The organism is Curtobacterium sp. SORGH_AS_0776 (assembly GCF_031453355.1).
Taxonomy (GTDB): Bacteria; Actinomycetota; Actinomycetes; order Actinomycetales; family Microbacteriaceae; genus Curtobacterium.
In genome coordinates this window covers 287,822-302,682 of the sequence record NZ_JAVIYU010000001.1, presented here as the reverse complement: position 1 = coordinate 302,682, position 14,861 = coordinate 287,822, and the positions used below count along the sequence as shown (strand labels likewise).

Annotated in this window: 14 protein-coding genes and 1 tRNA gene; 9 read left to right on the top strand and 6 right to left on the bottom strand. The window is 71.0% G+C overall.

The window, feature by feature from the left end; translation table 11 throughout:
• Window positions 1-66: 66 nt before the first annotated feature.
• Genes QE359_RS01505 through QE359_RS01490 form a run of 4 tightly spaced genes read right to left on the bottom strand, consistent with a single transcriptional unit; the run spans window position 67 to window position 4,657 of the window.
• On the bottom strand, window positions 67-762 hold the full coding sequence (locus tag QE359_RS01505; protein WP_017888045.1) for a response regulator transcription factor: 696 nt from the start codon (window positions 760-762) through the stop codon (window positions 67-69).
• Window positions 763-813: 51 nt separating this feature from the next.
• Window positions 814-2,511 carry a DNA repair helicase XPB gene (locus QE359_RS01500; protein ID WP_071302086.1) on the bottom strand — a complete coding sequence of 566 codons (1,698 nt, stop codon included), beginning with the start codon at window positions 2,509-2,511 and terminating at the stop codon, window positions 814-816.
• Window positions 2,512-2,568: 57 nt separating this feature from the next.
• Window positions 2,569-4,329, bottom strand: coding sequence for a helicase-associated domain-containing protein (locus QE359_RS01495; RefSeq protein WP_309777051.1), 1,761 nt, complete (start codon window positions 4,327-4,329; stop codon window positions 2,569-2,571).
• A gap of 28 nt (window positions 4,330-4,357) precedes the next feature.
• Window positions 4,358-4,657 carry a hypothetical protein gene (locus QE359_RS01490; RefSeq protein ID WP_309777048.1) on the bottom strand — a complete coding sequence of 100 codons (300 nt, stop codon included), beginning with the start codon at window positions 4,655-4,657 and terminating at the stop codon, window positions 4,358-4,360.
• A 57-nt stretch (window positions 4,658-4,714) separates the two neighbouring features.
• Between QE359_RS01490 and QE359_RS01485 the strand changes: the two genes are divergently transcribed.
• Complete coding sequence (locus QE359_RS01485; RefSeq protein WP_022906598.1) at window positions 4,715-5,092, top strand: cold-shock protein; 378 nt, start codon at window positions 4,715-4,717, stop codon at window positions 5,090-5,092.
• The gene (locus QE359_RS01480; protein WP_309777045.1) at window positions 5,092-5,847 is read left to right on the top strand and encodes a DUF3027 domain-containing protein; all 756 of its coding nucleotides are present in this window, start codon (window positions 5,092-5,094) and stop codon (window positions 5,845-5,847) included. The genes QE359_RS01485 and QE359_RS01480 overlap by 1 nt, the downstream gene beginning before the upstream one ends.
• Window positions 5,848-5,929: 82 nt before the next feature.
• Here the strand turns inward: QE359_RS01480 and serC are convergent, their stop codons facing one another.
• Window positions 5,930-7,045 (bottom strand): phosphoserine transaminase, encoded by a 1,116-nt coding sequence (gene serC, locus QE359_RS01475; protein ID WP_309777043.1) that lies wholly within the window; start codon window positions 7,043-7,045, stop codon window positions 5,930-5,932.
• A 186-nt stretch (window positions 7,046-7,231) separates the two neighbouring features.
• On the opposite strand from serC, the gene QE359_RS01470 reads away from it, so the two are divergent.
• The 6 genes from QE359_RS01470 (at window position 7,232) to argG (ending at window position 12,838) form a co-directional block, all read left to right on the top strand.
• Window positions 7,232-7,927, top strand: coding sequence for a metal-dependent transcriptional regulator (locus QE359_RS01470; RefSeq protein ID WP_022906596.1), 696 nt, complete (start codon window positions 7,232-7,234; stop codon window positions 7,925-7,927).
• A gap of 272 nt (window positions 7,928-8,199) precedes the next feature.
• Window positions 8,200-9,135, top strand: a complete 936-nt coding sequence (locus QE359_RS01465; protein ID WP_309777041.1) for a C40 family peptidase — start codon at window positions 8,200-8,202, stop codon at window positions 9,133-9,135.
• 391 nt (window positions 9,136-9,526) lie between these two features.
• Window positions 9,527-10,021 carry an HNH endonuclease gene (locus QE359_RS01460; protein WP_070417828.1) on the top strand — a complete coding sequence of 165 codons (495 nt, stop codon included), beginning with the start codon at window positions 9,527-9,529 and terminating at the stop codon, window positions 10,019-10,021.
• Between the two features lie 139 nt (window positions 10,022-10,160).
• Entirely contained in the window at window positions 10,161-11,264 is a 1,104-nt protein-coding gene (locus tag QE359_RS01455) for an alpha/beta fold hydrolase (protein WP_309777040.1), read from the top strand.
• A gap of 13 nt (window positions 11,265-11,277) precedes the next feature.
• Window positions 11,278-11,349 (top strand) — tRNA-Arg (locus QE359_RS01450).
• Between the two features lie 46 nt (window positions 11,350-11,395).
• Entirely contained in the window at window positions 11,396-12,838 is a 1,443-nt protein-coding gene (gene argG / locus QE359_RS01445; RefSeq protein WP_070417830.1) for an argininosuccinate synthase, read from the top strand.
• Between the two features lie 278 nt (window positions 12,839-13,116).
• Here argG and QE359_RS01440 read toward each other — a convergent pair whose 3' ends face one another.
• Window positions 13,117-14,256, bottom strand: coding sequence for an AI-2E family transporter (locus tag QE359_RS01440; protein WP_309777039.1), 1,140 nt, complete (start codon window positions 14,254-14,256; stop codon window positions 13,117-13,119).
• A 363-nt stretch (window positions 14,257-14,619) separates the two neighbouring features.
• Between QE359_RS01440 and QE359_RS01435 the strand changes: the two genes are divergently transcribed.
• Complete coding sequence (locus QE359_RS01435; RefSeq protein WP_309777037.1) at window positions 14,620-14,787, top strand: hypothetical protein; 168 nt, start codon at window positions 14,620-14,622, stop codon at window positions 14,785-14,787.
• The last annotated feature ends 74 nt before the right edge of the window (window positions 14,788-14,861 follow it).

Below are 14,861 nucleotides of genomic sequence, written 5' to 3'. Positions count from 1 at the left end.
AGACAGCGGTCGCCCGGTGAAACCGGACGACCGCCGTGAAGACGAACCCCGAGGGATCCGGACGCCCTACGAGGCCTTGGACGCCTTGAGCATGTAGCCGAACCCGCGCTTGGTCTGGATGATCGGCTCGGCCGAGTACTGGTCGAGCTTGCGGCGCAGGTAGGAGATGTACGACTCGACGATGCCGGCGTCGCCGTTGAAGTCGTACTCCCACACGTGGTCGAGGATCTGCGCTTTCGACAGCACGCGGTTCGGGTTGAGCATGAGGTAGCGGAGCAGCTTGAACTCGGTCGGGGAGAGCTCGATCTGCGCGTCGCCGATCGTGACTTCGTGCGTGTCCTGGTCCATCGTGAGCTCGCCGGCGCGGATGATCGCGTCTTCCTCGTCGTTCATCGTGCGACGGAGGATCGCCTTGATGCGGGCGACGATCTCGTCGAGCGAGAACGGCTTGGTGACGTAGTCGTCGCCGCCGACGGTGAGGCCGGTGATCTTGTCCTCGGTGTCGTCCTTGGCGGTGAGGAACAGGATCGGGGAGGTGTAGCCCGACGACCGCAGGCGCTTGGTGACGCCGAAGCCGTTCATGTCGGGCAGCATGACGTCGAGGATGATCAGGTCCGGCTCTTCCTCGAGCACGGCGGAGATCGCCTGTGCTCCGTTGCCCACCGCGCGCACGGCGAAGCCGGCGAAACGCAGCGAGGTCGTCAGGAGGTCGCGGATGTTCGGCTCGTCGTCAACGATCAGGATCTTAGGGCCATCGCTCATGGTCCTATCTTCTGACCGTTCCCTAGTGGTTTCCTGAGAGCGGTTGGTGCGTCAGCCCACGACCGCCTGGACCTGGTCGGCGTCGAGGATCGTGTAGGAGTACCCCTGCTCCGCGAGGAACCGCTGCCGGTTCTGCGCGAAGTCCTGGTCGACGGTGTCCCGCGTGACGAGCGTGTAGAACGACGCGGGCAGCCCGTCCTTGTTCGGGCGGAGGAGTCGGCCGAGTCGCTGGGCCTCTTCCTGACGGGATCCGAACGAGCCGGACACCTGGATCGCCACCGTCGCGTCGGGCAGGTCGACCGAGAAGTTCGCGACCTTCGAGACGACGAGCACGTCGATCGACCCCTCGCGGAAGGCCTGGTAGAGCCGCTCCCGCTCGTCGACGGGGGTCGAACCGGTGATCTCGGCGGCGTCCAGGGACTCGGCGAGCGAGTCGAGCTGGTCGATGTACTGCCCGATCACGAGGATCTGCTCGCCGCGGTGCTTCTCGATGAGCTCGCGCACCACCGGGGTCTTCGCCGGCGAGGTCGCCGCGAGCCGGTACCGCTCGTCGTCGCTCGACGCCGCGTACTCGAGGCGGTCCTGGTGCGGCAGGTCGATGCGCACCTCGTAGCAGGCGGCGGGGGAGATGTACCCCTGCGCCTCGATCTCCTTCCACGGGGCGTCGTAGCGCTTCGGCCCGATGAGCGAGAAGACGTCGCCCTCGCGCCCGTCCTCGCGCACGAGGGTCGCCGTGAGCCCGAGCCGCCGCCGGGCCTGGAGGTCGGCGGTCAGCTTGAAGACCGGCGCCGGCAGCAGGTGCACCTCGTCGTAGACGATGAGTCCCCAGTCGAGGGCGTCGAGGAGCGACAGGTGCGTGTACTCGCCCTTCCGGCGGGCGGTGAGGATCTGGTACGTCGCGATCGTGACCGGACGGATCTCCTTCACGCTGCCCGAGTACTCGCCGATCTCGTCCTCGGTGAGGGTGGTCCGGCGCAGCAGCTCGGATCGCCACTGCCGGGCCGAGACGGTGTTCGTCACGAGGATGAGCGTCGTCGCCTTGACCGTCGCCATCGCCCCGGCGCCCACGAGCGTCTTGCCGGCACCACAGGGCAGCACGACGACGCCGGAGCCCTGTGCGAAGAACGTGTCGACCGCCTGTTCCTGGTAGGGACGCAGGTGCCAGTCGTCGGTGTCGAGGTCGATCGGGTGCGGCTGGCCGGGCGTGTACCCGGCGAGGTCCTCGGCCGGCCAGCCGAGCTTCACGAGCTCTTGTTTGATCTGCCCGCGTGCCCACGGGAGCAGCTCGACCTCTTCCGGGGAGCGCATGTCGCCCAGCAGCGGCTTGATCCGCTTCGAGCGGATGACCTCGGCGAGGACCGTGGGTTCGGACGCGGTGAGGAGCAGGACCGGCTGGCGCTCGAGCGCTTCGGCCGGGGAGTTCGCGATCGCCGGCGCGTCCGGACGCTCTTCGCGCCGGATGACGAGTCGGCCGTACCGTGCCACGGTGTCGCGGATGTCCACCGTGACGCTCTGCGGGACGGGGAACTTCGCGAAGTGCTCGAGCGTGTGGATCATGCTCTCGGCGTCGTGTCCGGCCGCACGCGCGTTCCACAGGCCGAGCCGGGTGATGCGGTACGTGTGCACGTGTTCCGGCGCGCGTTCGAGCTCGGCGAACACCGCGAGGTCGTGCCGTGCGTCCTCGGCGTCGGGGTGCGCCACCTCGAGGAGCACGGTGCGGTCGCTCTGCACGATCAGCGGTCCGTTCATGACGGATCAGCCTAGGCCGCTCGGCTGCGAACCAGCGCGGATCGGCTCACCTGTGGATCAGGCGTCGCTCTCCACAGCCACCACGAGGGAGAGCGGGAGCGTCCGCTCGACGTCGACGGCCGTGTCGCGTCCCCGCACGCGTCCGGCGGCGACCGAGGTCGGCACGATCGAGAACGGCCGCTCGGAGCCGTCCGGCATGCGCACCGTCAGGCGGATCGGCGTGCGGCCCCGGACGGCCAGGTCGATCTGCCGCCCCAGCCACTCCTGCTCGGGCTCGGCCTCGCCGCGCTCGGTGGTGACACGGAGCCGTTCCACGAGTGCGTGCGCCGCCTGCTCCGGGTTGCGTCCGGTGGTGCGTCGACGGCCTGGAGGAACGGATCCCGTCGCCGGGCGGGCTGCGGCCGTCAGGACGGCCGGGTAGCGCTGGTCCTCGAGCGCCGTGTGGACGACGTGCGGCGGGTAGCGGGTCAGCAGGGTGGTCAGGTCGCTGCGCTCCCACGCCAGCTGCCGGAGCTCGGCGTCCACCCCGATGAGGTCGAGCTGGTCGGGCGTACCGTGCACGCGGGCCCCGACCCCGTCGGCGCCGACGTCGACCACGATGCTGCCGTCCCGCGAGGACACCTGGTCGACGAGGTAGGAGAGCGGCTGCGGCAGGCCCGTCGCGGACAGCCGTTCCAGCAGCGCGACGACGTCCTGCCGGGTGTGACCGGCCCGGAACGCGCGGCGGAGCGAGTCCTCGGAGATGCGGTACCGGGCGGCGAGGCCCGGTGCCTCGAGCACGGCGACGGTCCGGAGCGCGGCGTCGTCGACCGGCGCGAGCGGTCCCGGTGCGATGACCGTGAGGTCGTGCTGCAGGTACACGGCGTCGACGGTGCGGGGGAGGTCCTCCGCAGCGGGGGCCGGGTCCCCGTCCAGCAGCGCACGGCCGGTGCTCGTCACGCGGCCGTCGACCGTGAGCCCGAGTGCGGCCGCCGTGCCCGCGACGTCGAGCAGCACCGCGTCGAGCCAGCGCGAGCCCGCCGGGTACGCCCACCGGCCGGCCGACACGAGGTCGCGCAGGTCGTCGCCGGCCACGTCGAGCACGCTCCGGACGGCGGGGTCGAGTGCGTCCCGCCATGCCGACACCAGCGTCGACCAGCGGTCCGGCCAGCTCGCGACGAGCCAGGCGTCGCCCGCTGCCGTGGTCGCCCACGTCCCGTTGCCCGTGTCCGTGAACCCGATCCGTTCGAGCAGCGCGAGGCGGCCGGGGACCACGACGGGGTCCGCGCCGGCACGCTCGCCGAGCGTCTTCGCGAGCGGGGTGCCGATGCCGCCCTTCACGAGCTCGCGCACCGCGCCCTCGGACACCGCCCGGAGGAGTTCGGCGAGCACGGTCATCGTCGCGAAGGCGTGCTCCGCGCCGGTCGTCCGGGCGCGCTCGTCGTCGCCCGTCTCGTCCACCGGAGCGACGGGGCGGGGGTGATCCGCGCCTCCTGGGAGACCGGCGATCTCGTCGTGGGCGGCCAGCCGGGCCGACACCGCGTCGTCGACGCCGCCGTCCTCGTCCGCCAGGCCGAGCGCGACCGCCGGGGCGAGGTCGTCGGCGGAGCCCGCGCCGTCACGCAGCGCGAGCAGCGTCCGACGGGGCAGGTGCTCGATCGCGGCGTCGACCGCGTCGTCGGTGCGGAGCGCCTCGGCGAGGTCGAAGAAGTCCGAGATGCGCAGCGGGCCGGTCTCGGCGAGGACCGCCGCGGGGAGCCGGCGCGCCACGACGAGCCGTTCGAGGGCGTCGTCCGGCATCGCCCGGAGCCGGGCGGCGAGGTCTGCGGTGGTCGTCATCGTCCGCCGCGCTCGTCCGACGCGGTCCTCAGCGCGCCGTCCGGTTCGCTCGGGCCCGACGGGTCCAGGTGATCCCGAGGAGGGTGAACACGAGCACCATCCCGATCGGGAAGCCGATCAGCGGGATCGCCATGATCACGGGCCAGGGCATCGATCCCTGGGCGCTGGGGACGGTCAGCCACATCACGATCATGGCGGCCATGCAGAGGAAGGCGGCGATGAAGATCCCGCCGACCATGAACGCGAGGGCGCGTTCGGTACGATTGAACGTCACCGGGGGCTCCGCGGAGTCCTGCGTGTTCCCGGTGGACCGGGTCGGGTTGGCCATCGACCCAGGATATCCGACGCACCACGGCCGTTTCCACGATCACGAGGAGACCGACGAATGCCCACCGGCAAGGTCAAGTTCTACGACGACCAGAAGGGGTTCGGGTTCATCACCGGCGACGACGGCGAACCCGTCTTCCTGCACGCGTCGTCGCTCCCCGACGGCGTCACGTCGGTGAAGGCCGGTTCGCGGCTCGAGTACGGCGTCGTCCAGGGGAAGAAGGGGTCGCAGGCGCTGTCCGTGCGGCTCCTCGACCCGCAGCCGTCCCTCGCGAAGATGTCGCGACGATCGGCGGACGACATGGCCGTGATCGTCGAGGACCTCGTGAAGGAGCTCGACCGGATCAGCGGGGACTTCCGGCACGGCCGGTACCCGAAGAACGGCACCCGAATCGCTGCGATCCTGCGGCACGTCGCTGACCAGTTGGACGCGTGATGACCGATACCTCCCCTGTTGCTCCTGCCCCCTCCGAGGACCTCACCGCGCTCGCCCGCACGGCGCTGCTCGAGGTGACCCCCGAGTCGACCGTCGGCGCGTTCGCCGGGACCGTCGACGAGGGCGACGGCGTCGTCTCGGTGCTGTTCGCCAACCGCATGGCCGGGTACCCCGGCTGGCGCTGGACCGTCTCGATCGCCCAGGTGTCCGGTGACGAGCCGACCGTGCTCGAGGTCGAGCTCATGCCTGGTGACGGCTCGCTGCTGGCGCCCGACTGGGTGCCGTGGTCCGAGCGGCTCGCCGAGTACCGGGCCGGCCAGGACACCGACGGTGCCGAGGGCGAGCACGACGACGAGTCCGACGAGGACGACGACGAGGACTTCGACGGCGACGAGGACGACGCGGACGAGGACGCCGACTACGACGACTCGGACGACGACGAGTCCGACGACGACGAAGCGGACGACGAGGACGACTTCGACGCCGACGAGGACGACCTCGACGAACCGGACGACGACGACATCGACGGTGTGGACGTCGACGAGCTGGACGGGTCCGAGGACGACACCGACGACGCGGATACCGACGACGCGGACACCGACGACGCCGACCAGCAGGTCGCACCGGCCGAGCCGGCCGAGCCGGCCCGGGGCCGCCGTCGCACCCAGCGGGTGCGCCCGGTCGACCCGGACGCCGACCTCGAGGTCGACCGGCTGGACGCCGGCGAGGTCGACCCGGAGCACCACCGCGCCTGACGGGCGACCGACCGGTCCCCGGACGGACAGGAGGCGCGGTGCCAGCTGGCACCGCGCCTCCTGTCCGTGCGGACCGACCGCGTCAGCGCAGGGCGCTCACCGTGAAGTCGATCGCCTGCACGAGCTTCGCGACGTCGTCCGGGTCGATCGCCGTGAAGGTCGCGATGCGGAGCTGGTTGCGGCCGAGCTTCCGGTACGGCTCGGTGTCGACGATTCCGTTCTGGCGCAGCGTCGCAGCGACGGCCTTGGCGTCGACCGAGTCGTCGAGGTCGATCGTGGCGACGACCTGTGACCGGGCTGCGGGGTCGGTCACGAACGGCGTCGCGTAGTCGACCGACTCCGCCCAGTCGTAGAGCGTCGACGACGAGGTCTTCGTGCGGGTGTCGGCCCAGGCGAGCCCGCCGGACTCGTTGATCCAGCGGACCTGGTCGTCGAGGAGGATCAGGGTCGCGAGCGCCGGGGTGTTCAGCGTCTGGTTCAGCCGCGAGTTGTCGACGGCGTTCTTGAGCGAGAGGAACTCGGGGATGTACCGGCCGCTCGCGGCGATGCGCTCGACACGCTCGATCGCCGCGGGGGAGAACAGCGCGAGCCAGAGGCCACCGTCCGAGGCGAAGTTCTTCTGCGGGGCGAAGTAGTAGACGTCCGTGGCGCTGACGTCGAACGCGGCACCACCGGCGGCGCTCGTGGCGTCGACGACGGTGAGGGCGCCGGCGTCCCCGGCGGCGCGGACGACCGGCGCCATGACACCCGTCGAGGTCTCGTTGTGCGGGTAGGCGTAGACGTCCACGCCCTCGACGATCTCGAGCGGGGCGAGGGATCCGCCGGGGGCTTCCACCACGTGCGGCGCCTCGAGCCAGGGTGCGCCGGCGGCCTTGGCGAACTTCGAGCCGAACTCGCCGAAGGACAGGTTCTCGGCCCGGCGCTCGATGAGCCCGAACGCGGCGGCGTCCCAGAACGCGGTCGAGCCGCCGTTGCCGAGGACGACCTCGTAGCCCTCTGGGAGGTCGAACAGGTCGCCGAGGCCGGCGCGGACGCTGCCCACGAGGTCCTTGACGGGCTTCTGGCGGTGGGACGTGCCGAGGATCGTCGCGCCGCGGGTCACGAGGGACTCGAGCTGCGCGCCACGGATCTTGGACGGTCCGCAGCCGAATCGGCCATCGGTCGGGAGGAGTTCGGCGGGGATGACGATGTCTGCCATGCACCGATCCTAACGAGCGGTATCCCAGCGCGAGTGACCGTGTACCGGCCGGACGGGGCGGCCCGACGCCGCGCCTCCTGGCCGCATCGCGCACGGACTTTCTTGCACCTTGCAAGTGTTGGTCATTCCATGTCGCCTCGAACAAGTAGGGTGGGGCGCGCTGGGCCCAGACATGAGAGGCGGACCGTGACCGATCTCGTCGACACCACGGAGATGTACCTTCGCACCATCCTCGACCTCGAGGAAGAGGCGATCGTGCCGCTGCGCGCCCGCATCTCGGAGCGCCTCGGTCACTCGGGTCCCACCGTCTCGCAGACCATCGCCCGCATGGAGCGCGACGGCCTGGTCGTCGTCTCGGGCGACCGGCACCTCGAACTCACCGACGAAGGACGCTCGCGCGCGACGCACGTGATGCGCAAGCACCGGCTCGCCGAGCGTCTGCTCTCCGACGTCATCGGTCTCGACTGGGCGTTCGTCCACGACGAGGCATGCCGCTGGGAGCACGTGATGAGCGAGCAGGTCGAGGTCCGTCTGCTCGAGATGCTCGGCAACCCGACCGAGTCGCCGTACGGCAACCCGATCCCGGGCCTCGCCGAGATCGGCGGCCCGGCCGCCCCAGGCTTCCTCGACGGCGTGCAGAACATCGTCGCCGCGACCGAGGGCACCGACGCCGTCGCGACCGGGGTCATCCGCCGCCTGGGCGAGCCCGTGCAGTTCGAACCGGAGCTCCTCCACCAGCTGCGGTCCGCCGGTGTCATGCCCGGCCGGGTCGCGAGCGTGCAGCGCGCCGGGGCCTACGTCGCCGTGCGCGTCGACGGCGAGGACGCAGGCATCGAGCTCCCGACCGAGGTCGCGCAGCACGTCTACATCGAGCGCTCCTGACCCGTCTGCCCCCGAAACTGGGGCGGGGCGCGTTTCTGCAGTCTGATCAGGGCTTCTTTACCAATTCGTTACAAAGCGGCGGTTTCATCTCGACAAGGTAACGGTCGACACGTAAACTCGACGAGTCCGCCGGCCACCCACGAGGCCCAGGACCCGTGACAGGACGTCTCGAACCCGTCTCCTGTCTCGATCGGAAACGATGACGAACGGATGGGGTTGCACGGTCGGCGATCACCCCCGCTGGCAGTGGTGACGAGACGCCGGAGACACCCTTGACGCAGACCGGTTCCGCCGCGGACGACCAGACGCCCGCGAACCCGACGAACACCGCGAACGCCACCGACGCCCCCCTCTCGCGCCGAGCAGCCCGCGCCGTCACCCCGGTGCGCGACGCTCCGCTCCCCGGCGGCCGTCGTGCCGCCCAGGCCGCGCGTACCGCCGCCTCCACCAAGGCGAGCTCGTCGGCCCGCAAGCGCCGCTTCCTCGCGCCGGTCGTCCTGACCGTGGCCGCGGGCATGTTCGGCACCGTCGCGGTCGCCCCGGCGTTCGCCGCGACGCAGCAGCCGACCGGGACGGACGCCGCGACCGCGCAGCGCCAGGTCCGCACGACCGAGGCCCAGAACTTCTCCGTCTCCGACGCGGTCGCCCTCGCCGGCACGAGCCGTGACGGCTACGGTGCGACGGCGCAGTCCACCCTCGACGCCGAGGCAGCGCAGAAGGCCGCCGACGCCGCGGCGAAGCAGGCGTCCGAGCAGGCCGCGGCCACCCAGGCCGCCCGCGCGCAGACCGCCTCGCAGTACGCGTCCTACACGGGGCCGAGCGCCTCCGACTACGTCGCCTCGTCGACCGCCGCGAACACCCCGTTCTCGCTGCCGGCCGTGGTCGCCACCGCCAAGCAGTACATCGGCACCCCGTACGTCTTCGGCGGCGCGGACCCGTCGGGCTTCGACTGCTCGGGCTACGTCATGTTCGTGTACGCGCAGTACGGCATCAACCTCGCGCACTCCGTGCCGCTGCAGGACCAGGCCGGCACCACGATCCCCGAGTCCGAGGCGCAGCCGGGCGACGTCGTCATCTTCAACAACGAGGCGCACGACGGCTTCTACATGGGCAACGGCATGATCATGGACGCGCCGAAGCCCGGTGGCTCCGTGTCGATCCGCCCGATCTGGACCAGCGACTACCACATCGTCCGCTTCGGCATCTGACTCCCCGTCGGCGTCTGACTCCGCTTCGGCATCTGACCCGTACCGCGGGCATCGATCCCGTGAACATCGCCGGAACCGGCCCGTGCACTCTCGTGCCGGGCCGGTTTCTGACGTACCCTGACCGTGCACCGGCCCGAACGGTCCGAGCAGGGAGACCCCATGTCAGCGTTCCGCACGACCCGCACCATGGGTCGGCGCGCGCACGTCGACATATGGTCGACCACCGCCTGCGTGCACGAGCACGCCCCTGCATGACCTGAGCACTGCCCATCCGGGTGGTGCTCTTCGTGGTTCAGGGGCCGTTCGCGCGAGCGGAGGTCACCTGCGCGGTACCCCGGTCCGACGCACCCGCACAGCCTGGAAGCCGTCCAGGCACGTCGGAAGGGAACCCATGCGCACTCTCGTCCTCAACGCCGGTTACGAGCCCCTCGCGGTGATCTCGTTCCGTCGGGCCCTCGTGCTGGTCATGAACCAGAAGGCCGCCATCGTCGCCGCCGACCTCGACCACCCGGTCACGGGGTCGACGTCGACCTACGACCGTCCGTCCGTCATCATCCTCACCCGGTACGTCCGCATCCCGCACTCGAGACTCGTGCCGGTGTCGCGCCGGGGCGTCCTCCGCCGGGACGCCAACCGGTGCGCGTACTGCGATCGGCACGCCACCACGATCGACCACGTGCAGCCTCGCTCGCGCGGGGGCGAGGACTCGTGGGAGAACCTCGTCGCCTGCTGCCTGGCGTGCAACAACACCAAGGGCGACCGCACCCCGCAGGAGATGGGGTGGCGGCTCCGCTTCCGCCCGAAGGCGCCGCACGGCTCCTCGTGGGTGGTGCGGGGCATCGAGCGTCCGCAGTCCGAGTGGGACGAGTACCTGGTGGCCGCGTAGCGGTACCGCGCGGCTGACGCCGGGACGGACGGGAGGCGCGGGTCGGGCCCGACCCGCGCCTCCCGTCCGTCCCGGTGCCGGACCAGGACCGTGTCGGCTGTGGCGACCGGCTGTCGGTGGGCGGGCGTAGCGTGCCGCCATGACGGAGACCCCCGAGATCGACGACGCGACGATCGACGACCTGCGTGCGCGCCTGCGCGCGACCCGCTGGCCGGACGCGCCCGCCGGGACCGGGTGGTCGCTCGGCATCGACGTCGACGAGCTGCGCCCGCTCGTCGAGTACTGGGCGGACGGGTTCGACTTCGACGCGCACCGGGCGGCGCTCGCCGCACTGCCGTCGCGCCGGGTCGAGGTGGACGGCATCAGTATCCACGTGCTGCACGCCCGCGCGGCGACGCCGGGTGCGCTGCCCGTGCTGCTCGCGCACGGCTGGCCGGACTCCGGGTGGCGGTACCGCAAGGTGCTGCCGATGCTCGTCGACGCCGGGTTCGACGTGATCGTGCCGGACATGCCCGGCTACGGGTTCTCCGACGCCCCGCCGCAGCCGATCGACGCACGGGCCGTCGCCGGGATGTGGGCGACGCTGATGACCGACCTCGGGTACGAGCGGTTCGCGGCGTCCGGCGGGGACATCGGCACGCACGTCGTGCGGTACCTCGCACTCGACCACCCCGAGCGGGTCGTCGCCGTGCACCGGATCGACGGTGGGCTCGCCTGGCCCGGGCTCGACCCGTCGACGCTGTCCGAGGCGGAGCGTGCCTTCGTCGCCGAGACCGAGCGGTGGCGCACCGACGAGGGCGCCTACGCGATGATGCACCGGACCAAGCCGCAGACCGCGGCGGTCGGCCTGAACGACTCCCCGGCCGGGCTCGCGGCGTGGATCGTCGAGAAGCTCCGCTCGTGGAGCGACTGCGGCGGGGACCTCTGGTCGGTGTACACGCGGGACGAGGTCCTGGCGTTGCTCACCGAGTACTGGGCCACGGCGACGATCGGGTCGGCGATGCGGATGTACCACGCGAACGCGGCGGTTCCGGCAGCGCAGCTCGAGCGTCGGGTCGAGGTGCCGTCCGGGTTCTCGATCTTCCCGGGGGACCTCGTGCGGGCGCCGAAGGAGTGGCTCGAGCGGACGACGAACCTCGTGTACCACCACGAACTCGACCGGGGCGGGCACTTCGCGGCGTTCGAGCAACCGGGGCTGTTCGCCGACGAGCTTCGGGCCTTCCTGGAGCCGTTCCGCCGCTAGAGTGGGTGGGCCAGCCTCTGTAGCTCAATGGAAGAGCAGTTCCGTCCTAAGGAAACGGTTGGGGGTTCGAGTCCCTCCAGGGGCACTTCTCGCGTCGATGTACCGGCTGGACTCCCCGTACGATTGACGTCGTGTCCAAGGTCCTGAGCAGTCTCCCCGTCGGCGAACGAGTCGGCATCGCGTTCTCCGGAGGTCTCGACACCTCCTGCGCGGTCGCCTGGATGCGCGAGAAGGGAGCGGTGCCCTGCACGTACACGGCCGACATCGGCCAGTACGACGAGCCCGACATCGACGCCGTCCCCGGTCGTGCCCACGAGTACGGTGCCGAGATCGCCCGACTCGTCGACGCGAAGAGCGCCCTCGTGGAAGAAGGCCTCGTCGCCCTGCAGACCGGTGCCTTCCACATCCGTTCCGGCGGCAAGACCTACTTCAACACGACGCCCCTCGGTCGCGCCGTGACGGGCACGATGCTCGTCCGCGCCATGAAGGAGGACGGCGTCGACATCTGGGGCGACGGCTCCACGTACAAGGGCAACGACATCGAGCGGTTCTACCGCTACGGCCTGATGGCGAACCCGCGGCTGCGCGTCTACAAGCCGTGGCTCGACTCCGAGTTCGTCGAGGAGCTCGGCGGCCGCAAGGAGATGAGCGAGTGGCTCGTCGCCCGGGGCTTCCCGTACCGCGACTCCACCGAGAAGGCCTACTCGACCGACGCGAACATCTGGGGCGCCACGCACGAGGCGAAGAGCCTCGAGGAGCTCTCGAGCGGCCTGGACATCGTCGAGCCGATCATGGGCGTCGCCGCCTGGCGTGACGACGTCGAGGTCGCCACCGAGGTCGTGAGCGTCCGCTTCGAGGCCGGTCGCCCCGTCGCGATCAACGGTGTCGAGTACGCCGACGCCGTGGCGCTCGTCTACGAGGCGAACGCGATCGGCGGCCGCCACGGCCTCGGCGCGTCCGACCAGATCGAGAACCGCATCATCGAGGCGAAGAGCCGCGGCATCTACGAGGCGCCGGGCATGGCGCTGCTGCACATCGCCTACGAGCGCCTGCTCAACGCGATCCACAACGAGGACACCGTCGCGTCGTACCACACCGAGGGTCGCCGTCTCGGTCGCCTCATGTACGAGGGGCGCTGGCTCGACCCGCAGTCCCTCATGCTGCGTGAGTCGCTGCAGCGCTGGGTCGCCTCGGCCGTCACCGGCGAGGTCACCCTGCGCCTGCGTCGCGGCGACGACTACACGATCCTCGACACCACGGGCCCGGCGCTGTCGTACCACCCGGACAAGCTCTCGATGGAGCGTGTCGGCGACGCGGCGTTCGGCCCGGACGACCGCATCGGCCAGCTGACCATGCGCAACCTCGACATCGCCGACTCGCGGGCACGCCTCGAGCAGTACGCCGCCGCCGGGCTCATCGGCGGGGCGACGGGCGACCTCGTCGGCGAGCTCGAGTCGGGTGAGTCGGAGGAGATCCTGGGCGGCGCGGTCGTCACCTCGGATGCCGACGACGCGCTCGGTCGTGCGACGGATCTCGCATCCGAGGGCGCGGCGTTCGACTCCGGCACCGACTGACGCCGCTCTGCAGCACGACGAAGGGGGCCTCCGCCACGTGCGGAGGCCCCCTTCGTCGTGCTGTGCTGGGCCTCGGTCGGCGGACGGGCCGGAGTCGAACGACATTGTCGACGTCGTACGACATCGACGACGTCGCTGCCGAACGGGTGCAACTGTTGCGTCCGCGGGGGAACGACATGGTCGACGTCGTACGACATCGACGTTGTCGTTCCGGGGCGGCGGCGGCACGGACGGAACGGACGCCGCGACCGCCCGACCGCCCCGACCGCCCGCCCGCGTCAGCGCGCCTCGGCGGACTCCACGCGCTTCTGCCGCCACGGGCGCGCCGGCTTGTCGGGCCCGTCCCACACCTGCACGACGCCCCACGCGGCGGCGAGCAGCGGCACCGAGATGATCGCGCCGGTGATGCCCGCGAGCACCGTGCCGGCGGTCAGACCGATCAGGATGACGAGGCCGTGCAGCTTGAGCGTCTTGCCCATCAGGACGGGCTGGAGCAGGTTGCCCTCGAGCTGGTTCACGAGGACGACGATGCCGACGACGATCAGCGCCTGGACGGGGCCGAGTGCGACGAGGGCGACGAGGGCGGCGAGGATGCCGGCCGCCGTCGCACCGACGATCGGGATGAACGCCGTGATGAACACGACGACGGCGAGGGGCAGTGCGAGCGGCACCCCGACGATCGTGATGCCGACGCCGATGCCGATCGCGTCCACCGCGGCGACGGTGGCGGTCCCGCGGACGTAGCCGCCGAGCGTCTGCACGACCCGGTCACCCACCCGGCGAGCTCGGTCGTAGCGGGCACCGGTGAAGGGACGGAGGAGGAACTCCCAGATGGCCGGACCGTCCTTGAGGAAGAAGAACAGCACCACGATCATCAGCACGAGACCGGTGAGGAAGTTCGCCGTGGCCGATGCCCCCGCGAGCGCGCCGGAGCCGAACTGCGAGCTGGTGACGAAGTCCTGGATGCCCTTCACGGCATCGTCGATCTGCGACTGGTCGATCGAGATCGGCAGCGTCGACACGAAGTCCTGGAGCTGGTCGAAGCCGCTCAGGGCCGACTTCTGCAGGTCGGGCCACTGCGAGATGACGGCCACGACGATGAGCCAGCCGACGAGGCCGAGCACGACGAGCACGCCGATCAGGACGGCGAGGGTCGCGAGCACGGACGGCACCCGGTGCCGCCGCAGCCAGGACACGACGGGGTGCATGGCCGACGCGATGATGAGGGCGAGCAGGACCGGGATCGTGACGACGCTGAGCGTGGCGGCGGCGTAGACGATGCCGATCACGACGACGAGCACGACGATGATCTGCAGGCAGCGGGTGGCCAGAGCGCCGAACGAGTCGGACCACTGCTTCGCCACCTGGCTCGGCGGTGCGTCGGGGTGCGGGGGCTGCGGGGTGCCGAACAGGGGCATGGGGCTCCTCGGGGTACGGGTGTGCCCGCCCACCGTACCGGGGACGCGGAGATCCGGGCCGGGGCGACGTCGGGAGGCGTCGATGCGCGTTCCGGACGGTTCTCGTGCCGACGGTCGAGCGACAGTACGCTGGGGGACATCGGACCGACTCAGGGTTCCGTCGTCTTGATGCTCCTCGCGGTCTGCGGGGTCTGGCGCAACGGGACGGTCCGATCGGATCCGGAGTGCGCATCACTCCGACGAAGGGCTGGTCGACGTGACCGCCACTGTCCACGTGTGCTCGCACCCCGCCGAACTGTTCGTCGGCTCGCCCCGCACTCCCCTCGGCCCGCTGGCCGTGTCCGTCGTCGAGCTGGTGCTCGCGTGACCGTCCGTCGCCAGGAGGACTGGCACCGCCACGGCATGCGCTCGCCCGAGGACATCGCCGGCCTGCTCGCCGCACGCCTCGGCGGCGCGGACGAGACGCTCCGCGCGGTCGGACCGACCTGGGACGAGCCGTCCTACGCGGACTTCCTCGGCGAGCAGCTCTGAACTGACCGCCGACGAGCCGGCCGGCCAGCGACGAGCTGTCGCGGCCACCCGACGGACGGGAGGCGCGGTGCCAG

What these genes read in the sequence shown, in the direction of transcription:
- QE359_RS01505 (WP_017888045.1), bottom strand. Translation starts at nt 762, where the DNA reads ATGAGCGATGGCCCTAAGATCCTGATCGTTGACGACGAGCCGAACATC.
- QE359_RS01500 (WP_071302086.1), bottom strand. Translation starts at nt 2,511, where the DNA reads ATGAACGGACCGCTGATCGTGCAGAGCGACCGCACCGTGCTCCTCGAG.
- QE359_RS01495 (WP_309777051.1), bottom strand. Translation starts at nt 4,329, where the DNA reads ATGACGACCACCGCAGACCTCGCCGCCCGGCTCCGGGCGATGCCGGAC.
- QE359_RS01490 (WP_309777048.1), bottom strand. Translation starts at nt 4,657, where the DNA reads ATGGCCAACCCGACCCGGTCCACCGGGAACACGCAGGACTCCGCGGAG.
- QE359_RS01485 (WP_022906598.1), top strand. Translation starts at nt 4,715, where the DNA reads ATGCCCACCGGCAAGGTCAAGTTCTACGACGACCAGAAGGGGTTCGGG.
- QE359_RS01480 (WP_309777045.1), top strand. Translation starts at nt 5,092, where the DNA reads ATGACCGATACCTCCCCTGTTGCTCCTGCCCCCTCCGAGGACCTCACC.
- serC (WP_309777043.1), bottom strand. Translation starts at nt 7,045, where the DNA reads ATGGCAGACATCGTCATCCCCGCCGAACTCCTCCCGACCGATGGCCGA.
- QE359_RS01460 (WP_070417828.1), top strand. Translation starts at nt 9,527, where the DNA reads ATGCGCACTCTCGTCCTCAACGCCGGTTACGAGCCCCTCGCGGTGATC.
- QE359_RS01455 (WP_309777040.1), top strand. Translation starts at nt 10,161, where the DNA reads ATGACGGAGACCCCCGAGATCGACGACGCGACGATCGACGACCTGCGT.
- QE359_RS01440 (WP_309777039.1), bottom strand. Translation starts at nt 14,256, where the DNA reads ATGCCCCTGTTCGGCACCCCGCAGCCCCCGCACCCCGACGCACCGCCG.